Origin of the sequence: Pseudomonas germanica (genome assembly GCF_019614655.1) — a bacterium.
GTDB classification, from domain to species: Bacteria; Pseudomonadota; Gammaproteobacteria; order Pseudomonadales; family Pseudomonadaceae; genus Aquipseudomonas; species Aquipseudomonas neuropathica.
In genome coordinates this window covers 222706-237529 of record NZ_CP071586.1, presented here as the reverse complement: position 1 = coordinate 237529, position 14824 = coordinate 222706, and the positions used below count along the sequence as shown (strand labels likewise).

Below are 14824 nucleotides of genomic sequence, written 5' to 3'. Positions count from 1 at the left end.
AAGCCCCGAACCATTCGGAACAAGCTGTGGATAACTCTGTTGGTAACTTGTGAAGCACGCTTACGGATTTCGCACCTTGTCGAGCACCGCCAACGAGCGCGATGCGTTGAGGACGAGGCCGTAGCTGAGTTTGTCGTAAGTGCGGAACACCATCAGCAACCCGGCGCGTTCATCGGGAATCTTCAGTGGCTGGCCGGTGATGCGGTCACGCACGGTTTCGCCGGTTTTCATCACCACCAGCACGTTGCCTTCGGCCAGACCGTCGCGCTTGCCTTTGTTCAACGTGACCACGTCCATCACGCCAATCTGGGTGACGCCGCGCGGTACATCGATGATCACACCGTTGATACTGGTGGTTGGCGCGCTGGGCATGAAGGTCGAGTTGATCGAGCGCTCTTCGCCGCTGAACAAACGGTCGCCGAGGCGCACTTCCTGGGTGGTGCGTTGCAGGGCGAGGGTGGCGACGTCGCCTTCGGTGGCGACGATTTCGCCGCCGCCGATGTCGTCGGCGTTGATCCCGAGAAACTCCTGGGTCTGTGGATCGGTGTAGACCTTGCCCTGACGGAAGATGCCGTAGACCGGTTGATCGGGATCGAAATGGCCGCGAGCGAAGATCCGGTCGCCAGTGCCGCTGAGCACGCGTTCGGCGTCACCCGCGACGATGTACGGCGCCTTGTCGAAATCCTCGACCTTGTCGACGATGCGGTTGCTCAGCAAAAAGCTGTTGATGGATTTCAGCGGAATGCTCGGAATCGCCTCGGCCACCGGGCTGGTGCGAATGCGTGGCGAGAGCTTGATGGTGCCGCGCGACTCGCCGCGATTAAGGGTCAGACGTGGCTGGCCATCGACATAACTGAGCGTCAGCGTGTCGCCGGGATAGATCAGGTTGGGGTTTTCGATTTGCGGATTGGCCCGCCACAGTTGTGGCCACTGCCAGGGCTCGCGCAGGTATTTGCCGGAAATGTCCCAGAGCGTATCCCCCGAAACCACCGTGTATTGCTGTGGAAAACCATCCCTGAGTTGCACTTGCCCTTGCGCCACGCCGGCCGAGGCCAACAGCAGCAGGGCGAGTAGTGTTTTCCTCATGCAGTGAATCCCTTTATCATGTGCATTCGCGTGAACCGTCAGAGCCCCCGTGGCTCGCTTGTGCAAAATGCACAAGCTACGCTTCACAACGGTAGCCTGCATCTTCGGACCTGCCAGGCCATCGCCCGACTTTACTCAACGTGTGCAGCAATCAAAGCCTATGGCCATTTTAAACATCCTCGAATTCCCGGACCCGCGTCTGCGCACTATCGCCAAGCCTGTGGCTGTAGTGGACGACGAAGTGCGTCAGTTGGTCGATGACATGTTTGAAACAATGTATGAAGCGCCGGGCATCGGCCTTGCCGCGACCCAGGTCAACGTGCACAAACGTATCGTCGTGATGGACCTTTCCGAAGACCGCACCGAACCGCGGGTGTTCATCAACCCCGAGTTCGAATCGCTGACCGACGAAATGGACCAATACCAGGAAGGTTGCCTGTCGGTACCGGGTTTCTACGAAAACGTCGACCGCCCGCAAAAGGTCAAGATCAAGGCGCTGGACCGCGATGGCAAGCCCTATGAACTGATCGCCGAAGGCCTGCTCGCGGTGTGCATCCAGCACGAATGCGACCACCTCAACGGCAAATTGTTCGTCGATTACCTGTCCACGCTCAAACGCGACCGGATCAAGAAGAAACTGGAAAAGCAGCACCGCCAGAACGCTTGATGCCCCTCTTCAAAGGCTTGCTGCGGCAAGCCTTTTTCTTTTTATGAGACTCCCTTCATGACTGAGCCACTGCGCATCGTTTTTGCCGGCACCCCCGAATTCGCCGCCGAACACCTCAAGGCCCTGCTGAACAGCCCTTACGAGATCGTTGCGGTCTATACCCAACCGGATCGTCCGGCCGGTCGCGGGCAAAAACTGATGCCAAGCCCGGTCAAACAACTCGCCCTGGAAAACCATATTCAGGTGTTGCAGCCGCCGACCTTGCGCAACGCTGACGCTCAGGCTGAACTGGCCGCACTGAAGCCGGATTTGCTGGTAGTGGTCGCCTACGGCCTGATCCTGCCGCAAGTGGTGCTGGATATCCCGCGTCTGGGCTGCATCAACAGCCACGCCTCCTTGCTGCCACGCTGGCGCGGTGCGGCGCCGATTCAGCGCGCCGTCGAACACGGTGACGCGGAAAGCGGCGTGACCGTGATGCGCATGGAAGCGGGCCTCGACACCGGACCGATGCTGCTCAAGGTCGTCACGCCGATCACCGGCGAAGACACCGGCGGCACGCTGCACGACCGCCTCGCCGAAATGGGCCCGCCCGCCGTGGTCCAGGCGATTGCCGGTCTGGCTGCAGGCACGCTGGAAGGCGAAGTGCAGAACGATGAGCTCGCCACTTACGCGCACAAGCTGAACAAAGACGAAGCACGCATCGACTGGAGCCGTCCGGCCGTTGAGCTGGAACGCCTGGTGCGCGCCTTCAACCCATGGCCGATCACCCACAGCACCCTCAACGGTGAAGCGCTGAAAGTACTGGCGGCGACACTCGCCGAAGGTAAAGGCGCGCCGGGTGAAATCCTCAGCGCCAGCAAGGATGGTTTGGTCGTCGCTTGCGGCGAGCAGGCGCTGTGCCTGACCCGCCTGCAACTGCCCGGCGGCAAGGCGCTGAACTTCAGCGACCTGTTCAACAGCCGTCGAGAGAAATTCGCTGTCGGCACCGTGCTCGGCGCAGCGGTGGACGCGCAATGAACCCGCGCCTGGCCGCCGCCAAGGCACTCGCCGCCGTGCTCAGCGGCAAAGCCTCTTTGAACAGCTCCCTGCCGACGCAACTGGACAAGGTCGAGGATCGTGATCGCGGCTTCACTCAGGATCTGGCCTTCGGCACTGCGCGCTGGCAGCCACGCCTGTCGGCACTGGCCGAGAAGCTGCTGCAAAAGCCGTTCAAAGCTGCGGATGCCGACGTCGAGGCGTTGCTGCTGGTCGGTCTCTATCAATTGCTCTACACCCGCGTGCCGGCCCACGCCGCCATCGGCGAAACGGTGGGTTGCGCGGACAAGCTGAAGAAGCCGTGGGCCAAAGGCCTGCTTAACGCGGTGCTGCGTAACGCCCAGCGCGAAAGCGAAACGATTTTCGCCGAGCTGGAACGTGACCCAGTGGTGCGCACCGCTCACCCGCGCTGGCTGCAAAAATCCCTGAAGGCCTTCTGGCCGGAGCAGTGGGAAGCCATCTGCGCAGCGAACAACGCACATCCGCCGATGATCCTGCGGGTCAACCGCCGCCATCACAGCCGCGACGCCTACCTCGGCTTGCTGACTGAAGCCGGGATTGCCGCGACGCCGTGCGTTTACAGTCGCGACGGCATCATTCTCGAAGCCGCTGCCGACGTACGCAGCCTGCCAGGTTTCGCCGAAGGCTGGATCAGCGTGCAGGACGAAGCGGCGCAACTGGCCGCCGATCTGCTCGATCTGGCGCCGGGCCAACGCGTGCTCGACGCCTGCTGCGCGCCGGGCGGCAAGACTTGCCACATCCTCGAAGCCGAACCGGCGCTGGCCGGTGTGGTGGCGGTGGATCTGGAAGCCAAGCGTCTGGTGCGGGTCAAGGAGAACCTTGAACGCCTCGGTCTCAACGCCGAACTGATCGCCGCCGACGGCCGCGATACCGCGAAATGGTGGGACGGCAAACCGTTCCAGCGCATTCTGCTCGACGCACCATGCTCCGCCACCGGTGTGATTCGCCGTCATCCGGACATCAAGCTGACCCGTCAACCGGACGACATCGTCGCCCTCGCGCAACTGCAAGGCGAGTTGCTCGACGCGATGTGGAAAACCCTCGAAGTCGGCGGCATCCTGCTGTACGCCACCTGCTCGACGCTGCCGACCGAGAATACCGAAGTCATCGCTGCGTTCCTTGAGCGTACCCCCGGCGCCCGCGAACTGGATCTGGCCACGTCGGCCGGGCTCAAACAGCCCCATGGTCGCCAACTGCTGGCCCAGCAAGGGGGCCATGACGGGTTCTACTACGCCAAGCTGATCAAGATCGCTGCAGCGCGCAGCTAAACGGATTTAACGGAGTGACTGGATGAAAATCATCATCCTCGGTGCGGGACAGGTCGGCGGTTCGCTGGCAGAACATCTGGCCAGCGAGGCCAACGATATTACGGTAGTCGACACCGACGGTGAGCGCCTGCGCGACCTCGGCGACCGCCTCGACATCCGCACCGTGCAGGGCCGGGGCTCACTGCCGTCGGTGCTGCGTCAGGCCGGAGCGGACGACGCTGACATGCTGGTGGCGGTGACCAATAGCGACGAAACCAATATGGTCGCCTGCCAGGTCGCCCACACGCTGTTCCACACGCCGACCAAGATCGCCCGGGTGCGCGAAGCGTCCTACCTCAATCGCGAGGAGCAACTGTTTCAGAACGAAGCGATTCCGGTCGACGTGCTGATAAGCCCCGAGCAGGTGGTGACCAACTACATCAAGCGCCTGATCCAGCATCCGGGCGCCTTGCAGGTGATCGACTTCGCCGAGGGTGCAGCGCAACTGGTGGCGGTGCGCGCCTATTACGGCGGTCCGCTGGTGGGTCAGCAACTGCGGCAGTTGCGTGAGCACATGCCGAATGTCGAGACTCGCGTCGCCGCAATTTTCCGCCGTGACCGGCCGATCCTGCCCCAGGGCGATACGGTGATCGAGGCGGATGACGAAGTCTTTTTCATCGCCGCCCGTGAGAATATTCGCGCAGTGATGAGCGAAATGCGCCGCCTCGACGAAACCTACAAACGCATTGTCATTGCCGGTGGCGGGCAGATCGGTGAACGTCTGGCCGAGGCCATCGAAAGCCGTTATCAGGTGAAGATCATCGAGATGAATCCGGCGCGTTGCCGTTATCTCTCCGACACCCTCGACAGCACCGTGGTGCTGCAGGGCAGTGCATCAGATCGTGATTTACTGCTGGAGGAGAACATTGCCGACGCCGATATCTTCCTCGCCCTGACCAACGATGATGAAGCCAACATCATGTCGTCGCTGCTGGCCAAACGGCTGGGGGCGAAGAAGGTCATGACGATCATCAACAACCCGGCCTACGTCGATCTGATTCAGGGCGGCGATATCGACATCGCCATCAGCCCGCAACTGGCGACCATCGGCACCTTGCTGGCGCACGTGCGTCGTGGCGATATCGTCAGTGTGCACTCACTGCGCCGCGGTGCGGCAGAAGCCATCGAGGCGATTGCCCACGGTGATGCGAAGTCGAGCAAGGTCATCGGCAAGCCCATCGAGAAGATTGGCCTGCCGCCCGGCACCACCATTGGCGCGGTCATTCGCAACGAGCAAGTGATCATCGCCCACGACGACACGGTGATCGAAGCAGGCGACCATGTGATCCTGTTCCTTGTGGATAAAAAGCATATTCGCGATGTGGAGAAGCTGTTCCATGTGGGGTTGAGCTTCTTCTGAGGTTGATCGTTCCCACTCTCTGCGTGGGAATGCAGCCCGGGACGCTCTGCGTCCCAAGAGCGGACGCAGAGCGTCCATTGAGGCATTCCCACGCGGAGCGTGGGAACGATCACTGAAACGAGGGTGCAAAAAATGCTCGAATCCCTGGAAAAAATGCTCGCCAAGGGTGTGGATAACTCCCTGCTGCGCTTCGGCCTGGGAAAGGGTTATCTGGATCTGGGTGAAAACGCCAAGGCAGCCGAGCACTTCCAGCGATGTGTTGGTTTCGATCCGAAGTATTCGGCGGCATGGAAACTGTTAGGCAAGGCGCATCTGGCGCTGGGCGATCACGCCGCCGCACGTCTGGCGTGGGAACACGGTCTGGAAGCGGCTCGCGCCCATGGCGACAAGCAGGCCGAGAAGGAAATGACTGTGTTTCTGAAGAAGCTTGATCGTCAGGCGCTATAAGTCAAAGGTAGCGAAGACCGATACCATCGGCATCTACCGTCACCACTTCCATCCGCACCCGCGGCGCGCCTGTGGGTAAACCCTGCACCTCGCCGTAAACCACTGCGCCTTTGGGCAAAGAAGCCAAAACCGGATGCTGCACAAACACCCCGGTAGGCGACAGGTTGCGCGTCTGCCCGAGGCATTCGCCAAAGCTGTCGTGGGTAATCTTGATGCGGAAGGATTTGCGTTGTTCGGACATCTTGTTGCGCCCTTTGATGAACGGTTGTGGATAACCTCGCTAGTGAGGTTATCCACAGATCATGCCAATCAGCTCAGTACCAGCGCTCTTCGCCCGGCGGGCGTTTCTTGAAGCGCTTCATGCTCCACATGTACTGACTCGGGTACGCGGCGACGTAACGCTCGACGACTTTACTCATCGCGGCGCAGGATTCGGCGGTATCGGTGCTGTACATGGCTTCTGGTGCGGCTTCGAGGATCACTTTGTAGCCAGAACCGTCGGGCAGGCGCAGCGCATGCAGGAATACACCGACCGCTTTACCGCCCGCCAGCATGTTCGGCACGAATTTGCTGGTCAGCGCCTGGGTGGCGAAGAACGGCACGAAGATCCCGGCGGATTCGGCCGGTTCCGGGTCAGCAGGAATGCCCACTGCACCACCTTTGCGCACTTCCTTGATCACACTGAGGATGCCTTCCTTGGTGGAAGCAGCGACTTTGTTGCCCAGTTGCACGCGCTGTTTGCGCAATAACTCATCCACAGCCTTGAGCTTCGGCGGACGGTAGAAAATGATCGGTTTGCACTGGCTGCAATAGAAGTGATTGAGCACTTCCCAATTGCCTAAATGGCTGGTGATGCCGACCACGCCTTTGCCCGAGGCCAAGGCATCCTTGAGGATGTCGAGGCCTTCAACTTCACGCACCAGGTCGATCGAGCGCTGCGCCGGCCAGATCCACGCGCAGGCGCTTTCGGTCAGCGACTTGCCGATGTCTTTCAGGCTTTGGCCGACCAGACGTTCACGTTCGGCGGCATCCATCTGTGGAAAACATTTCGCAAGGTTGATCCGCACCACTTCGCGGGAACGGTTGGGGGTTTTCCACATGATCCAGCCGATCGCCGAACCTACGGCCTGCACGGCCCGCCATGGCAGCAGGGCAAACAGCCGCAGAGCGCCTACCAGCAAGGCGCCTTTAAACTTTTCCACAGGTCACTCCTGATCTTGTGCGGTGCGCGAGGCGGCCATTCTAACCGCCGTTGACGAGTTGCGCGTAGCGGTCGCAATCCTGAGTGTGATCCATGACCATGCCCGAGGCCTGCATCAGTGCGTAGCAAATGGTTGGGCCGACGAACGTGAACCCGGCCTTTTTCAGGCCTTTGCTCATGGCAACGGCTTCGGGGGTGATCGCCGGGACTTCGCTGCGATCCCTGAAATGATTGATGAGCGGTCGATCACCGACGAACGACCAGAGAAACGCCACCGGGTCCTCCAAGGCCAGCCAGGCCTGGGCATTACGCCGGGCGGCGTTGAGTTTCAGGCGGTTGCGGATGATCCCAGGATCGAGCATCAATTCGTCGATTTCGGCGTCGCTCATCTGCGCCACGCGCTGTACGTCGAAGCCGAACAACACCTCGCGATAACGCTCGCGCTTGCGCAACACGGTGATCCAGGACAGCCCGGCCTGGAACCCTTCGAGCAAAAGCAACTCGAACAAACCCTGCGCATCGCGTAGCGGCGTGCCCCACTCCTGATCGTGATAAGCCATGTACAGCGGATCTTCGGTACACCAAAAGCAGCGTGGCATAAGGCTCCAGGGGGTGGAGGTGCGACTGAATCGGGTATACTCCCGCTCTTTAAATCGCAGCCCAAGAAACAGGTGAATTTCGTGAGCCAGCCTACGCCAGCCGTGCGTACCTTCCAAGACTTGATCCTCGCGCTCCAGCAATACTGGGCCGAGCAAGGTTGCGTGGTACTTCAGCCCTACGATATGGAAGTAGGCGCCGGCACTTTCCACACCGCGACCTTCCTCCGCGCCATCGGCCCGGAAACCTGGAACGCCGCCTACGTACAGCCAAGCCGCCGTCCGACTGACGGCCGTTACGGCGAAAACCCGAACCGTCTGCAGCACTACTATCAGTTCCAGGTCGTCCTGAAACCGAACCCGGACAATTTCCAGGAACTGTATCTGGGCTCGCTCAAGCATGTTGGCCTGGACCCGCTGGTCCACGACATTCGCTTCGTCGAAGACAACTGGGAATCGCCGACTCTCGGCGCCTGGGGTCTGGGCTGGGAAGTCTGGCTCAACGGCATGGAAGTGACCCAGTTCACTTACTTCCAGCAGGCGGGCGGCATCGAGTGCTACCCGGTGACCGGCGAGATCACTTACGGTCTCGAGCGTTTGGCCATGTACCTGCAAGGCGTGGATTCGGTCTACGACCTGGTCTGGGCTGACGGCCCGTTCGGCAAAGTGACCTACGGCGACGTGTTCCACCAGAACGAAGTGGAGCAGTCCACTTACAACTTCGAACACGCCAACGTCGACAAACTGTTCGAACTGTTCGACTTCTATGAAAGCGAAGCCAAGCGCCTGATCGAACTCGACCAGCCGCTGCCGTTGCCGAGCTACGAAATGGTGCTGAAGGCGTCGCACACCTTCAACCTGCTGGATGCGCGCCGGGCGATCTCGGTGACCGCGCGTCAGCAATACATTCTGCGCGTACGCACCCTGGCGCGTTCCGTTGCGCAAGCCTACCTGCTGGCGCGCGCCAAGCTGGGCTTCCCGATGGCGACCCCGGACCTGCGTGACGAAGTACTGGCCAAGCTGGAGGCTGCACAATGAGTGCGCAAGATTTTCTGGTTGAACTGGGCACCGAAGAACTGCCACCGAAAGCCCTGAACACCCTGGCTGAAGCGTTCCTCGCCGGTATCGACAAAGGCCTGCAAGCCGCTGGCCTGAGCTACGAGACTAAAACCGTCTACGCCGCACCGCGTCGTTTGGCCGTGCTGATCACTGCACTGGCCACTCAACAGCCGGATCGCAGCATCAACCTCGACGGCCCACCACGTCAGGCGGCGTTCGACGCTGACGGCAATCCAACGCAAGCAGCACTGGGCTTCGCCAAGAAGTGCGGCGTCGATCTGAGCGAAATCGACCAGAGCGGCCCGAAACTGCGTTACAGCCAGAGCATCGCCGGCAAGCCGACCGCGAGCCTGCTGCCGACCATCGTCGAAGATTCGCTGAACGATTTGCCAATCCCGAAACGCATGCGTTGGGGTGCGCGCAAGGAAGAGTTCGTGCGTCCGACCCAATGGCTGGTGATGCTGCTCGGTGACCAGGTCATCGACTGCACCATCCTCGCGCAGAAGGCTGGCCGTGATTCCCGTGGTCACCGCTTCCATCACCCGCAAAGCGTGCGCATCGGTTCGCCGTCGAGCTACCTCGCCGACCTGCGTGCCGCTTATGTATTGGCCGATGCCAATGAGCGTCGCGAGATCATCAGCAAGCGCACCGAAGAGCTGGCCACCCGTCAGGAAGGAACGGCAATCGTTCCGCCGGCGCTGCTCGACGAAGTGACCGCGCTGGTTGAATGGCCGGTGCCGCTGGTGTGCTCGTTCGAGGAACGTTTCCTCGACGTGCCGCAAGAAGCGCTGATCACCACCATGCAGGACAACCAGAAGTACTTCTGCCTGCTGGATGCCGACGGCAAGTTGCTGCCACGTTTCATTACTGTGGCCAACATCGAAAGCAAAGACCCGCAACAGATCATCGCCGGTAACGAGAAAGTGGTTCGTCCACGCCTGACCGACGCCGAGTTCTTCTTCAAGCAAGACAAGAAGCAGAAACTCGAAGCCTTCAATGATCGCCTGAAGAACGTGGTGTTCCAGGAAAAACTCGGCAGCGTCTACGACAAGGCCGAGCGCGTTTCCAAACTGGCTGCGTACATCGCCGCACGCATCGGTGGCAACGCCTCGTGGGCTGCCCGTGCAGGCCTGCTGTCGAAGTGCGACCTGGCGACTGAAATGGTCGGCGAGTTCCCGGAGATGCAAGGTGTCGCCGGTTACTACTACGCACTGAATGACGGCGAGCCGGAAGACGTCGCGCTGGCGCTCAACGAGCAGTACATGCCACGCGGTGCCGGTGCGGAACTGCCAGCCACCCTGACCGGTGCAGCCGTCGCGATCGCTGACAAGCTCGACACCCTGGTCGGTATCTTCGGTATTGGCATGCTGCCAACCGGCAGCAAAGACCCGTATGCCCTGCGCCGTGCGGCCCTCGGTGTGCTGCGCATCCTGATCGAGAAAAAACTCGATCTGGACCTGAACGACGCCGTGGCTTTCGCCGTGACTGCGTTCGGCGCCAAGGTCAAGGCTGCCGGCCTCAACGAAGCCGTGCTGGAGTTCATCTTCGATCGTCTGCGTGCACGTTACGAAGACGAAGGCGTCGATGTTGCCACTTACCTGTCGGTGCGTGCCCTGAAGCCGGGTTCGGCGCTGGACTTCGACCAGCGTGTGCAAGCAGTGCAAGCCTTCCGCAAACTGCCGGAAGCAGCAGCGCTGGCGGCGGTGAACAAGCGTGTGTCGAACCTGTTGAGCAAACTCGAAGGCGCGGTACCGACCGAGGTGCAAGCCAAGTACTTCGACAACGCCAACGAGTTCTCGCTGTACTCGGCGATCCAGCAAGCGGATCAAGCGGTGCAGCCAATGGCGGCAGCGCGTCAGTACAACGAATCGCTGGCACGCTTGGCGGCATTGCGTGAGCCCGTCGATGCGTTCTTCGACGCGGTGATGGTCAATGCCGACGACGCCAATGTGCGGGCCAACCGTTACGCGCTGCTGGCGCGTCTGCGTGGTCTGTTCCTCGGTGTTGCCGACATTTCGCTGCTGGGTTGAGGGATTGCTGTTGAAACTGCTGATTCTCGATCGGGACGGAGTGATCAATTACGACTCCGACGCTTACATCAAGTCGGTAGAGGAGTGGATTCCGCTGCCCGGCTCGATCGAAGCGATTGCGCAGTTGAGCAAGGCCGGCTGGACGGTGGCGGTCGCCACCAACCAGTCGGGCATTGCTCGCGGCTACTACGACCTCGCCACCCTCGATGCCATGCACGCGCGACTGCGTACGCTCGTGGCGGAGCAGGGCGGTGAAGTCGGGCTGATCGTGTATTGCCCGCATGGGCCGGACGAAGGCTGCGATTGCCGCAAGCCGAAACCGGGGATGTTGAAAACCATCGCCGCGCATTACGACGTCGAACTGAACAATGTCTGGTTCGTCGGCGACAGCCTTGGTGACCTGGAGGCCGCCAAAGCCGTCGATTCACAGCCAGTTTTGGTAAAGACCGGAAAAGGCGCAAAGACTCAGGGCAAAACCCTGCCGGTTGGCACTCTGATTTTTGACGATCTGGCGGCGATTGCCGCAGAACTTATCCACAACTAGAGTACTTCTGAAGTTCCTGACCAGGGATTGATCGGGAGTGCGCTTGAACATTCGGGCATTGCCCCGTAACGGTAAACGTCACTATGTCGATACTGCGGGCCATCAGGATTTTTCTCTTTTACCTGCTGCTGGGCACCACCTCCCTGCTGTGGTGCAGCTTGAGTTTCTTTATCGCGCCATTTTTGCCGTTCAAGGCGCGCTATCGTTTTATCAACGTGTACTGGTGCCGCTGTGCCTTGTGGTTGACCAAGGTGTTCCTCGGTATCCGTTACGAAATCAAAGGCGCGGAAAACGTACCTGATCGGCCCTGCGTGATTCAGTCGAACCACCAGAGCACTTGGGAGACGTTCTTTCTCTCCGCTTATTTTTCGCCGTTGAGCCAGGTGCTCAAGCGCGAACTGCTTTATGTACCGTTCTTTGGCTGGGCCATGGCCATGCTGCGGCCGATCGCGATTGACCGCGACAACCCGAAAGCCGCGCTGAAACAAGTCGCAGCGAAGGGTGATGAACTGCTCAAGGACAACGTTTGGGTGCTGATCTTCCCTGAAGGTACACGCGTTCCTTACGGCACTGTCGGCAAGTTCTCCCGCAGTGGCAGCGCTTTGGCGGTGAATGCGGCGCTTCCGGTACTGCCGATTGCACACAATGCCGGCAAGTTCTGGCCGAAAATCGGCTGGGGCAAGAAGTCTGGGGTGATCACCGTGGTCATCGGTGAGCCGATGTATGCCGAAGGCACAGGGCCTCGCGCCATTGCTCATCTGAACGACCGCGTACAAGCGTGGAACGAGAAGACTCAACGGGAAATGGGCTCACTGCCACCTGCTCCGCAGGCACCGGCTGCAAATGATCAGATCGCTGTCTGAGATTTTGTGGATAACCTGTGTACGGTTTTGTTGAAAAAGCCTGAATATTGAAATTAAGTTATTGATTTACTTATATATTTCTCAAGCTCATAAAACACCGTAAAAGGTGCATAAGTTTTTTTCGGAAGTAAAAAAACCGGCTGATATAGCCGGTTTTTTTTGTGCCTGATCATTCGGGGATCAGCGGTAACTCAAGCAGGAAGGTGGTGCCTTGATCAACCACGCTGCGGCATTCAATTTTGCCGCCGTGATGATCGACTACCGCTTTGACCATCGATAAGCCGAGGCCCACGCCGTCGATGCCCTGTGCGGAAGAAAAACGTCGGTATTGACTGAACAGGTCGGGCAATTCATCAGCGGCGATGCCCTTGCCTTGATCGATCAATTCACAGTGCAACCATTCCTCACGGCAACTGACGCGCAGGGTGATAGTGGTATCTGCCGGGCTGTACTTGATCGCGTTCTCCAGGAGGTTGAACAGCGCGCGGGTCAGCAAGCCCTGATCAGCATTGATCAGACGTTCCTGCGACTCTTCATCCATGTCATGCAGCAGCTCGATACGTTTCTGCTGGGCGATGGGCAACGCTTGATCCAGCACGTCCAGCACCAGCATCGCGAACAGCGTCGGTTGAAACTGATAAGCCTCGGATTCGGCCCTCGCCAACAGAACAAATCCATCGGTCAGGTCCAGAGCGCGACGTACCTGGCGTTCGATTTGCTCGAACAACGGTGAATCCGCCCCGGCCTGATGGCGGTGAACGTCCAGCAGCGCAAGAATCGCCGAATGGGGTGCGCGCAGGTCGTGGGACAGAAACCGCAGTAACACGCTGCGTTGCTCCTCGGCGGCACGTTCGGCGCTAAGGTCCGTGAGGCTGAGCAGCCAACCGATCGGCGTGTCTCCATCCACCGGCAGTAAAGCCGCACGCTCCAGCCGCAAGCTGCGTTCCTTGTAATCGCGAAACTCCAGCAGCGGCATGGCCGACAGTGGCGGCCGTTGCTCTGTGGACAACTCCGGATAACCGAGTCGAGCCAGTTGATCGAGAACGTCGTCACCTACCAGATTGTTATCGAAGAGCTGACGAGCTTTGCGATTACCCAGCAGGATCTGCCCTTTGGGATCGCTGATCAGCGTGGCGACGGGCAGGTATTCCAGGCCATCGGCGATGAACCGCCGCGTATCGCGGGTACGGCTCATGGCCTGTTCAAGCGCCATGATCTGGCCCTGCAAGCGATCGGCGCCAGTAAATTGCGAACGACGGCGCTCGGGGAACACCTTCGGTTCACTGTCCAGCCGCGCCAGTTCCCAACCGAAATAGGTCAGCACCACACTCAGGCGCCGCCAGTTCCAGATCAGATAACCGAACAACATGCCCAGCACTGCCGGCGTCGGCGACCACCAATGGCGCATTTCTGCCAGACCCGTACTGGCCAGCAGTGCGCACGCCATGCCGATCAACGTGACCCAAAGCGCCCAGCGCGGGCGCCATAACAGCAGCCCTAGACTGCCTGCCACCCAAACGACCGACAATAATGCGCCCATCGCCGGATGCGCATCGTGCAGGTTGATCTGCGCGCGATAAGACAGCAGCGCAGTCAGCGGCAACAGCACTAGACTTATCCACGACCATTCACGCACCAACTGTCGAAACAGTCGCTGCACCTGACTTGGCTCACGGCTTTCGCGCCGGCGCTGATTATTCATGGGGAAAAAGGGCAGGGCAGGATGAATGCTTTCATAGGTCACAGGTCTGAGACGTAGACTCGAAGAATCATAGCGGACGTCGACCAACGGCGGGCCGCTTACTTTCAAGGTGATGACCAAGCGACTATGGTTGACGCCCAACTGCCCAAGCAACAAGGAACCACCGCGTATGCGCGTTGCGATATTGGACGACGAACCCGCCGAACTGCGCCGGGTCGAGCAAACCCTGCAGCAAATGGCCGATGCCGGCGAACAGCCGTGGTCACTGCACAGCTTCGAGCGTGGCGAAGACCTGTTGCGACAGCTACGCCGGGAAACCTTCGACCTGCTGATCCTCGACTGGCAACTGCCCGACCTCACCGGCCTGGCCCTGCTGCGCTGGACCCGCGAACACATGGAAGCGCCACCGGCGGCGATCATGCTGACCAGCCGCGATGGCGAAAGCGATATCGTCCAGGCGTTGAATGCCGGGGCTGATGATTACGTGAGCAAGCCATTCCGGCCGAATGAACTGAAAGCGCGTGTGGCTGCGGTGTTGCGTCGGCATAGCCAGCAACGTGCGGCGGCGACGGAAGTGCTGAGCTTCAACGACCTGACCTTCGATGACGCCGAACTGACTGTTACCCGGGAGGGAAAGCCGATCGTCATGACCGAGCGTGAATATCGGCTGGCGCGGTGTCTGTTCAGCAATCTGGGCCGGCCGTTGTCGCGGGATTATCTCTATGAGCGGTTTTGGCCGCATGAGGAGATGGCATCATCGCGACCGTTGGATACTCATATCTACCGGTTGCGGAACAAGCTCGGGCTGACGGCGGATCGAGGGTGGCAGTTGCTGACGATTTATGGGTATGGGTATCGGTTGGAGAGTGTGTCTGCAGCATCCGAGTAAAAAGAGCAAAAGATCGC

Annotated in this window: 15 protein-coding genes; 10 read left to right on the top strand and 5 right to left on the bottom strand. The window is 60.0% G+C overall.

Annotation, left to right across the window (positions count from 1 at the left end):
* Positions 1-60: 60 nt before the first annotated feature.
* Positions 61-1086 carry a LysM peptidoglycan-binding domain-containing protein gene (locus tag J0G10_RS01060; RefSeq protein ID WP_095049569.1) on the bottom strand — a complete coding sequence of 342 codons (1026 nt, stop codon included), beginning with the start codon at positions 1084-1086 and terminating at the stop codon, positions 61-63.
* A gap of 160 nt (positions 1087-1246) precedes the next feature.
* Between J0G10_RS01060 and def the strand changes: the two genes are divergently transcribed.
* From def to J0G10_RS01035, 5 genes are all read left to right on the top strand, one after another.
* Positions 1247-1753, top strand: a complete 507-nt coding sequence (gene def, locus J0G10_RS01055; protein WP_016984087.1) for a peptide deformylase — start codon at positions 1247-1249, stop codon at positions 1751-1753.
* A 57-nt stretch (positions 1754-1810) separates the two neighbouring features.
* Complete coding sequence (gene fmt, locus J0G10_RS01050; RefSeq protein ID WP_220557227.1) at positions 1811-2770, top strand: methionyl-tRNA formyltransferase; 960 nt, start codon at positions 1811-1813, stop codon at positions 2768-2770.
* Complete coding sequence (rsmB, locus tag J0G10_RS01045) at positions 2767-4077, top strand: 16S rRNA (cytosine(967)-C(5))-methyltransferase RsmB (protein ID WP_095049571.1); 1311 nt, start codon at positions 2767-2769, stop codon at positions 4075-4077. The genes fmt and rsmB overlap by 4 nt, the downstream gene beginning before the upstream one ends.
* 22 nt (positions 4078-4099) lie before the next feature.
* Positions 4100-5476, top strand: a complete 1377-nt coding sequence (trkA, locus tag J0G10_RS01040) for a Trk system potassium transporter TrkA (RefSeq protein WP_064389689.1) — start codon at positions 4100-4102, stop codon at positions 5474-5476.
* Positions 5477-5608: 132 nt separating this feature from the next.
* Positions 5609-5923, top strand: a complete 315-nt coding sequence (locus J0G10_RS01035) for a tetratricopeptide repeat protein (protein WP_095049572.1) — start codon at positions 5609-5611, stop codon at positions 5921-5923.
* A gap of 1 nt (position 5924) precedes the next feature.
* On the opposite strand, the gene J0G10_RS01030 is transcribed toward J0G10_RS01035, so the two are convergent.
* The 3 genes from J0G10_RS01030 to tag all read right to left on the bottom strand — a co-directional run bounded on the left by J0G10_RS01030 (position 5925) and on the right by tag (position 7723).
* Positions 5925-6164, bottom strand: a complete 240-nt coding sequence (locus J0G10_RS01030) for a PilZ domain-containing protein (protein WP_095049573.1) — start codon at positions 6162-6164, stop codon at positions 5925-5927.
* A 73-nt stretch (positions 6165-6237) separates the two neighbouring features.
* Positions 6238-7125 (bottom strand): lysophospholipid acyltransferase, encoded by an 888-nt coding sequence (locus J0G10_RS01025; RefSeq protein ID WP_095049574.1) that lies wholly within the window; start codon positions 7123-7125, stop codon positions 6238-6240.
* A 40-nt stretch (positions 7126-7165) separates the two neighbouring features.
* Positions 7166-7723 carry a DNA-3-methyladenine glycosylase I gene (gene tag, locus J0G10_RS01020; protein ID WP_220557226.1) on the bottom strand — a complete coding sequence of 186 codons (558 nt, stop codon included), beginning with the start codon at positions 7721-7723 and terminating at the stop codon, positions 7166-7168.
* Between the two features lie 81 nt (positions 7724-7804).
* Here tag and glyQ point away from each other — a divergent pair, with 81 nt between their 5' ends.
* The 4 genes from glyQ to J0G10_RS01000 all read left to right on the top strand — a co-directional run bounded on the left by glyQ (position 7805) and on the right by J0G10_RS01000 (position 12216).
* Positions 7805-8758, top strand: coding sequence for a glycine--tRNA ligase subunit alpha (gene glyQ, locus J0G10_RS01015; protein WP_003187265.1), 954 nt, complete (start codon positions 7805-7807; stop codon positions 8756-8758).
* On the top strand, positions 8755-10809 hold the full coding sequence (gene glyS / locus J0G10_RS01010; RefSeq protein WP_095049576.1) for a glycine--tRNA ligase subunit beta: 2055 nt from the start codon (positions 8755-8757) through the stop codon (positions 10807-10809). Before glyQ ends, glyS begins: the two co-directional genes overlap by 4 nt.
* A gap of 4 nt (positions 10810-10813) precedes the next feature.
* Positions 10814-11353, top strand: coding sequence for a D-glycero-beta-D-manno-heptose 1,7-bisphosphate 7-phosphatase (gene gmhB, locus J0G10_RS01005; protein ID WP_176471260.1), 540 nt, complete (start codon positions 10814-10816; stop codon positions 11351-11353).
* A gap of 83 nt (positions 11354-11436) precedes the next feature.
* Positions 11437-12216 carry a lysophospholipid acyltransferase family protein gene (locus J0G10_RS01000; protein ID WP_095049578.1) on the top strand — a complete coding sequence of 260 codons (780 nt, stop codon included), beginning with the start codon at positions 11437-11439 and terminating at the stop codon, positions 12214-12216.
* A 169-nt stretch (positions 12217-12385) separates the two neighbouring features.
* Here J0G10_RS01000 and J0G10_RS00995 read toward each other — a convergent pair whose 3' ends face one another.
* The gene (locus tag J0G10_RS00995) at positions 12386-13918 is read right to left on the bottom strand and encodes a sensor histidine kinase (RefSeq protein WP_220557225.1); all 1533 of its coding nucleotides are present in this window, start codon (positions 13916-13918) and stop codon (positions 12386-12388) included.
* A gap of 169 nt (positions 13919-14087) precedes the next feature.
* On the opposite strand from J0G10_RS00995, the gene J0G10_RS00990 reads away from it, so the two are divergent.
* The gene (locus J0G10_RS00990) at positions 14088-14807 is read left to right on the top strand and encodes a response regulator transcription factor (protein ID WP_034152192.1); all 720 of its coding nucleotides are present in this window, start codon (positions 14088-14090) and stop codon (positions 14805-14807) included.
* Positions 14808-14824: the final 17 nt, after the last annotated feature.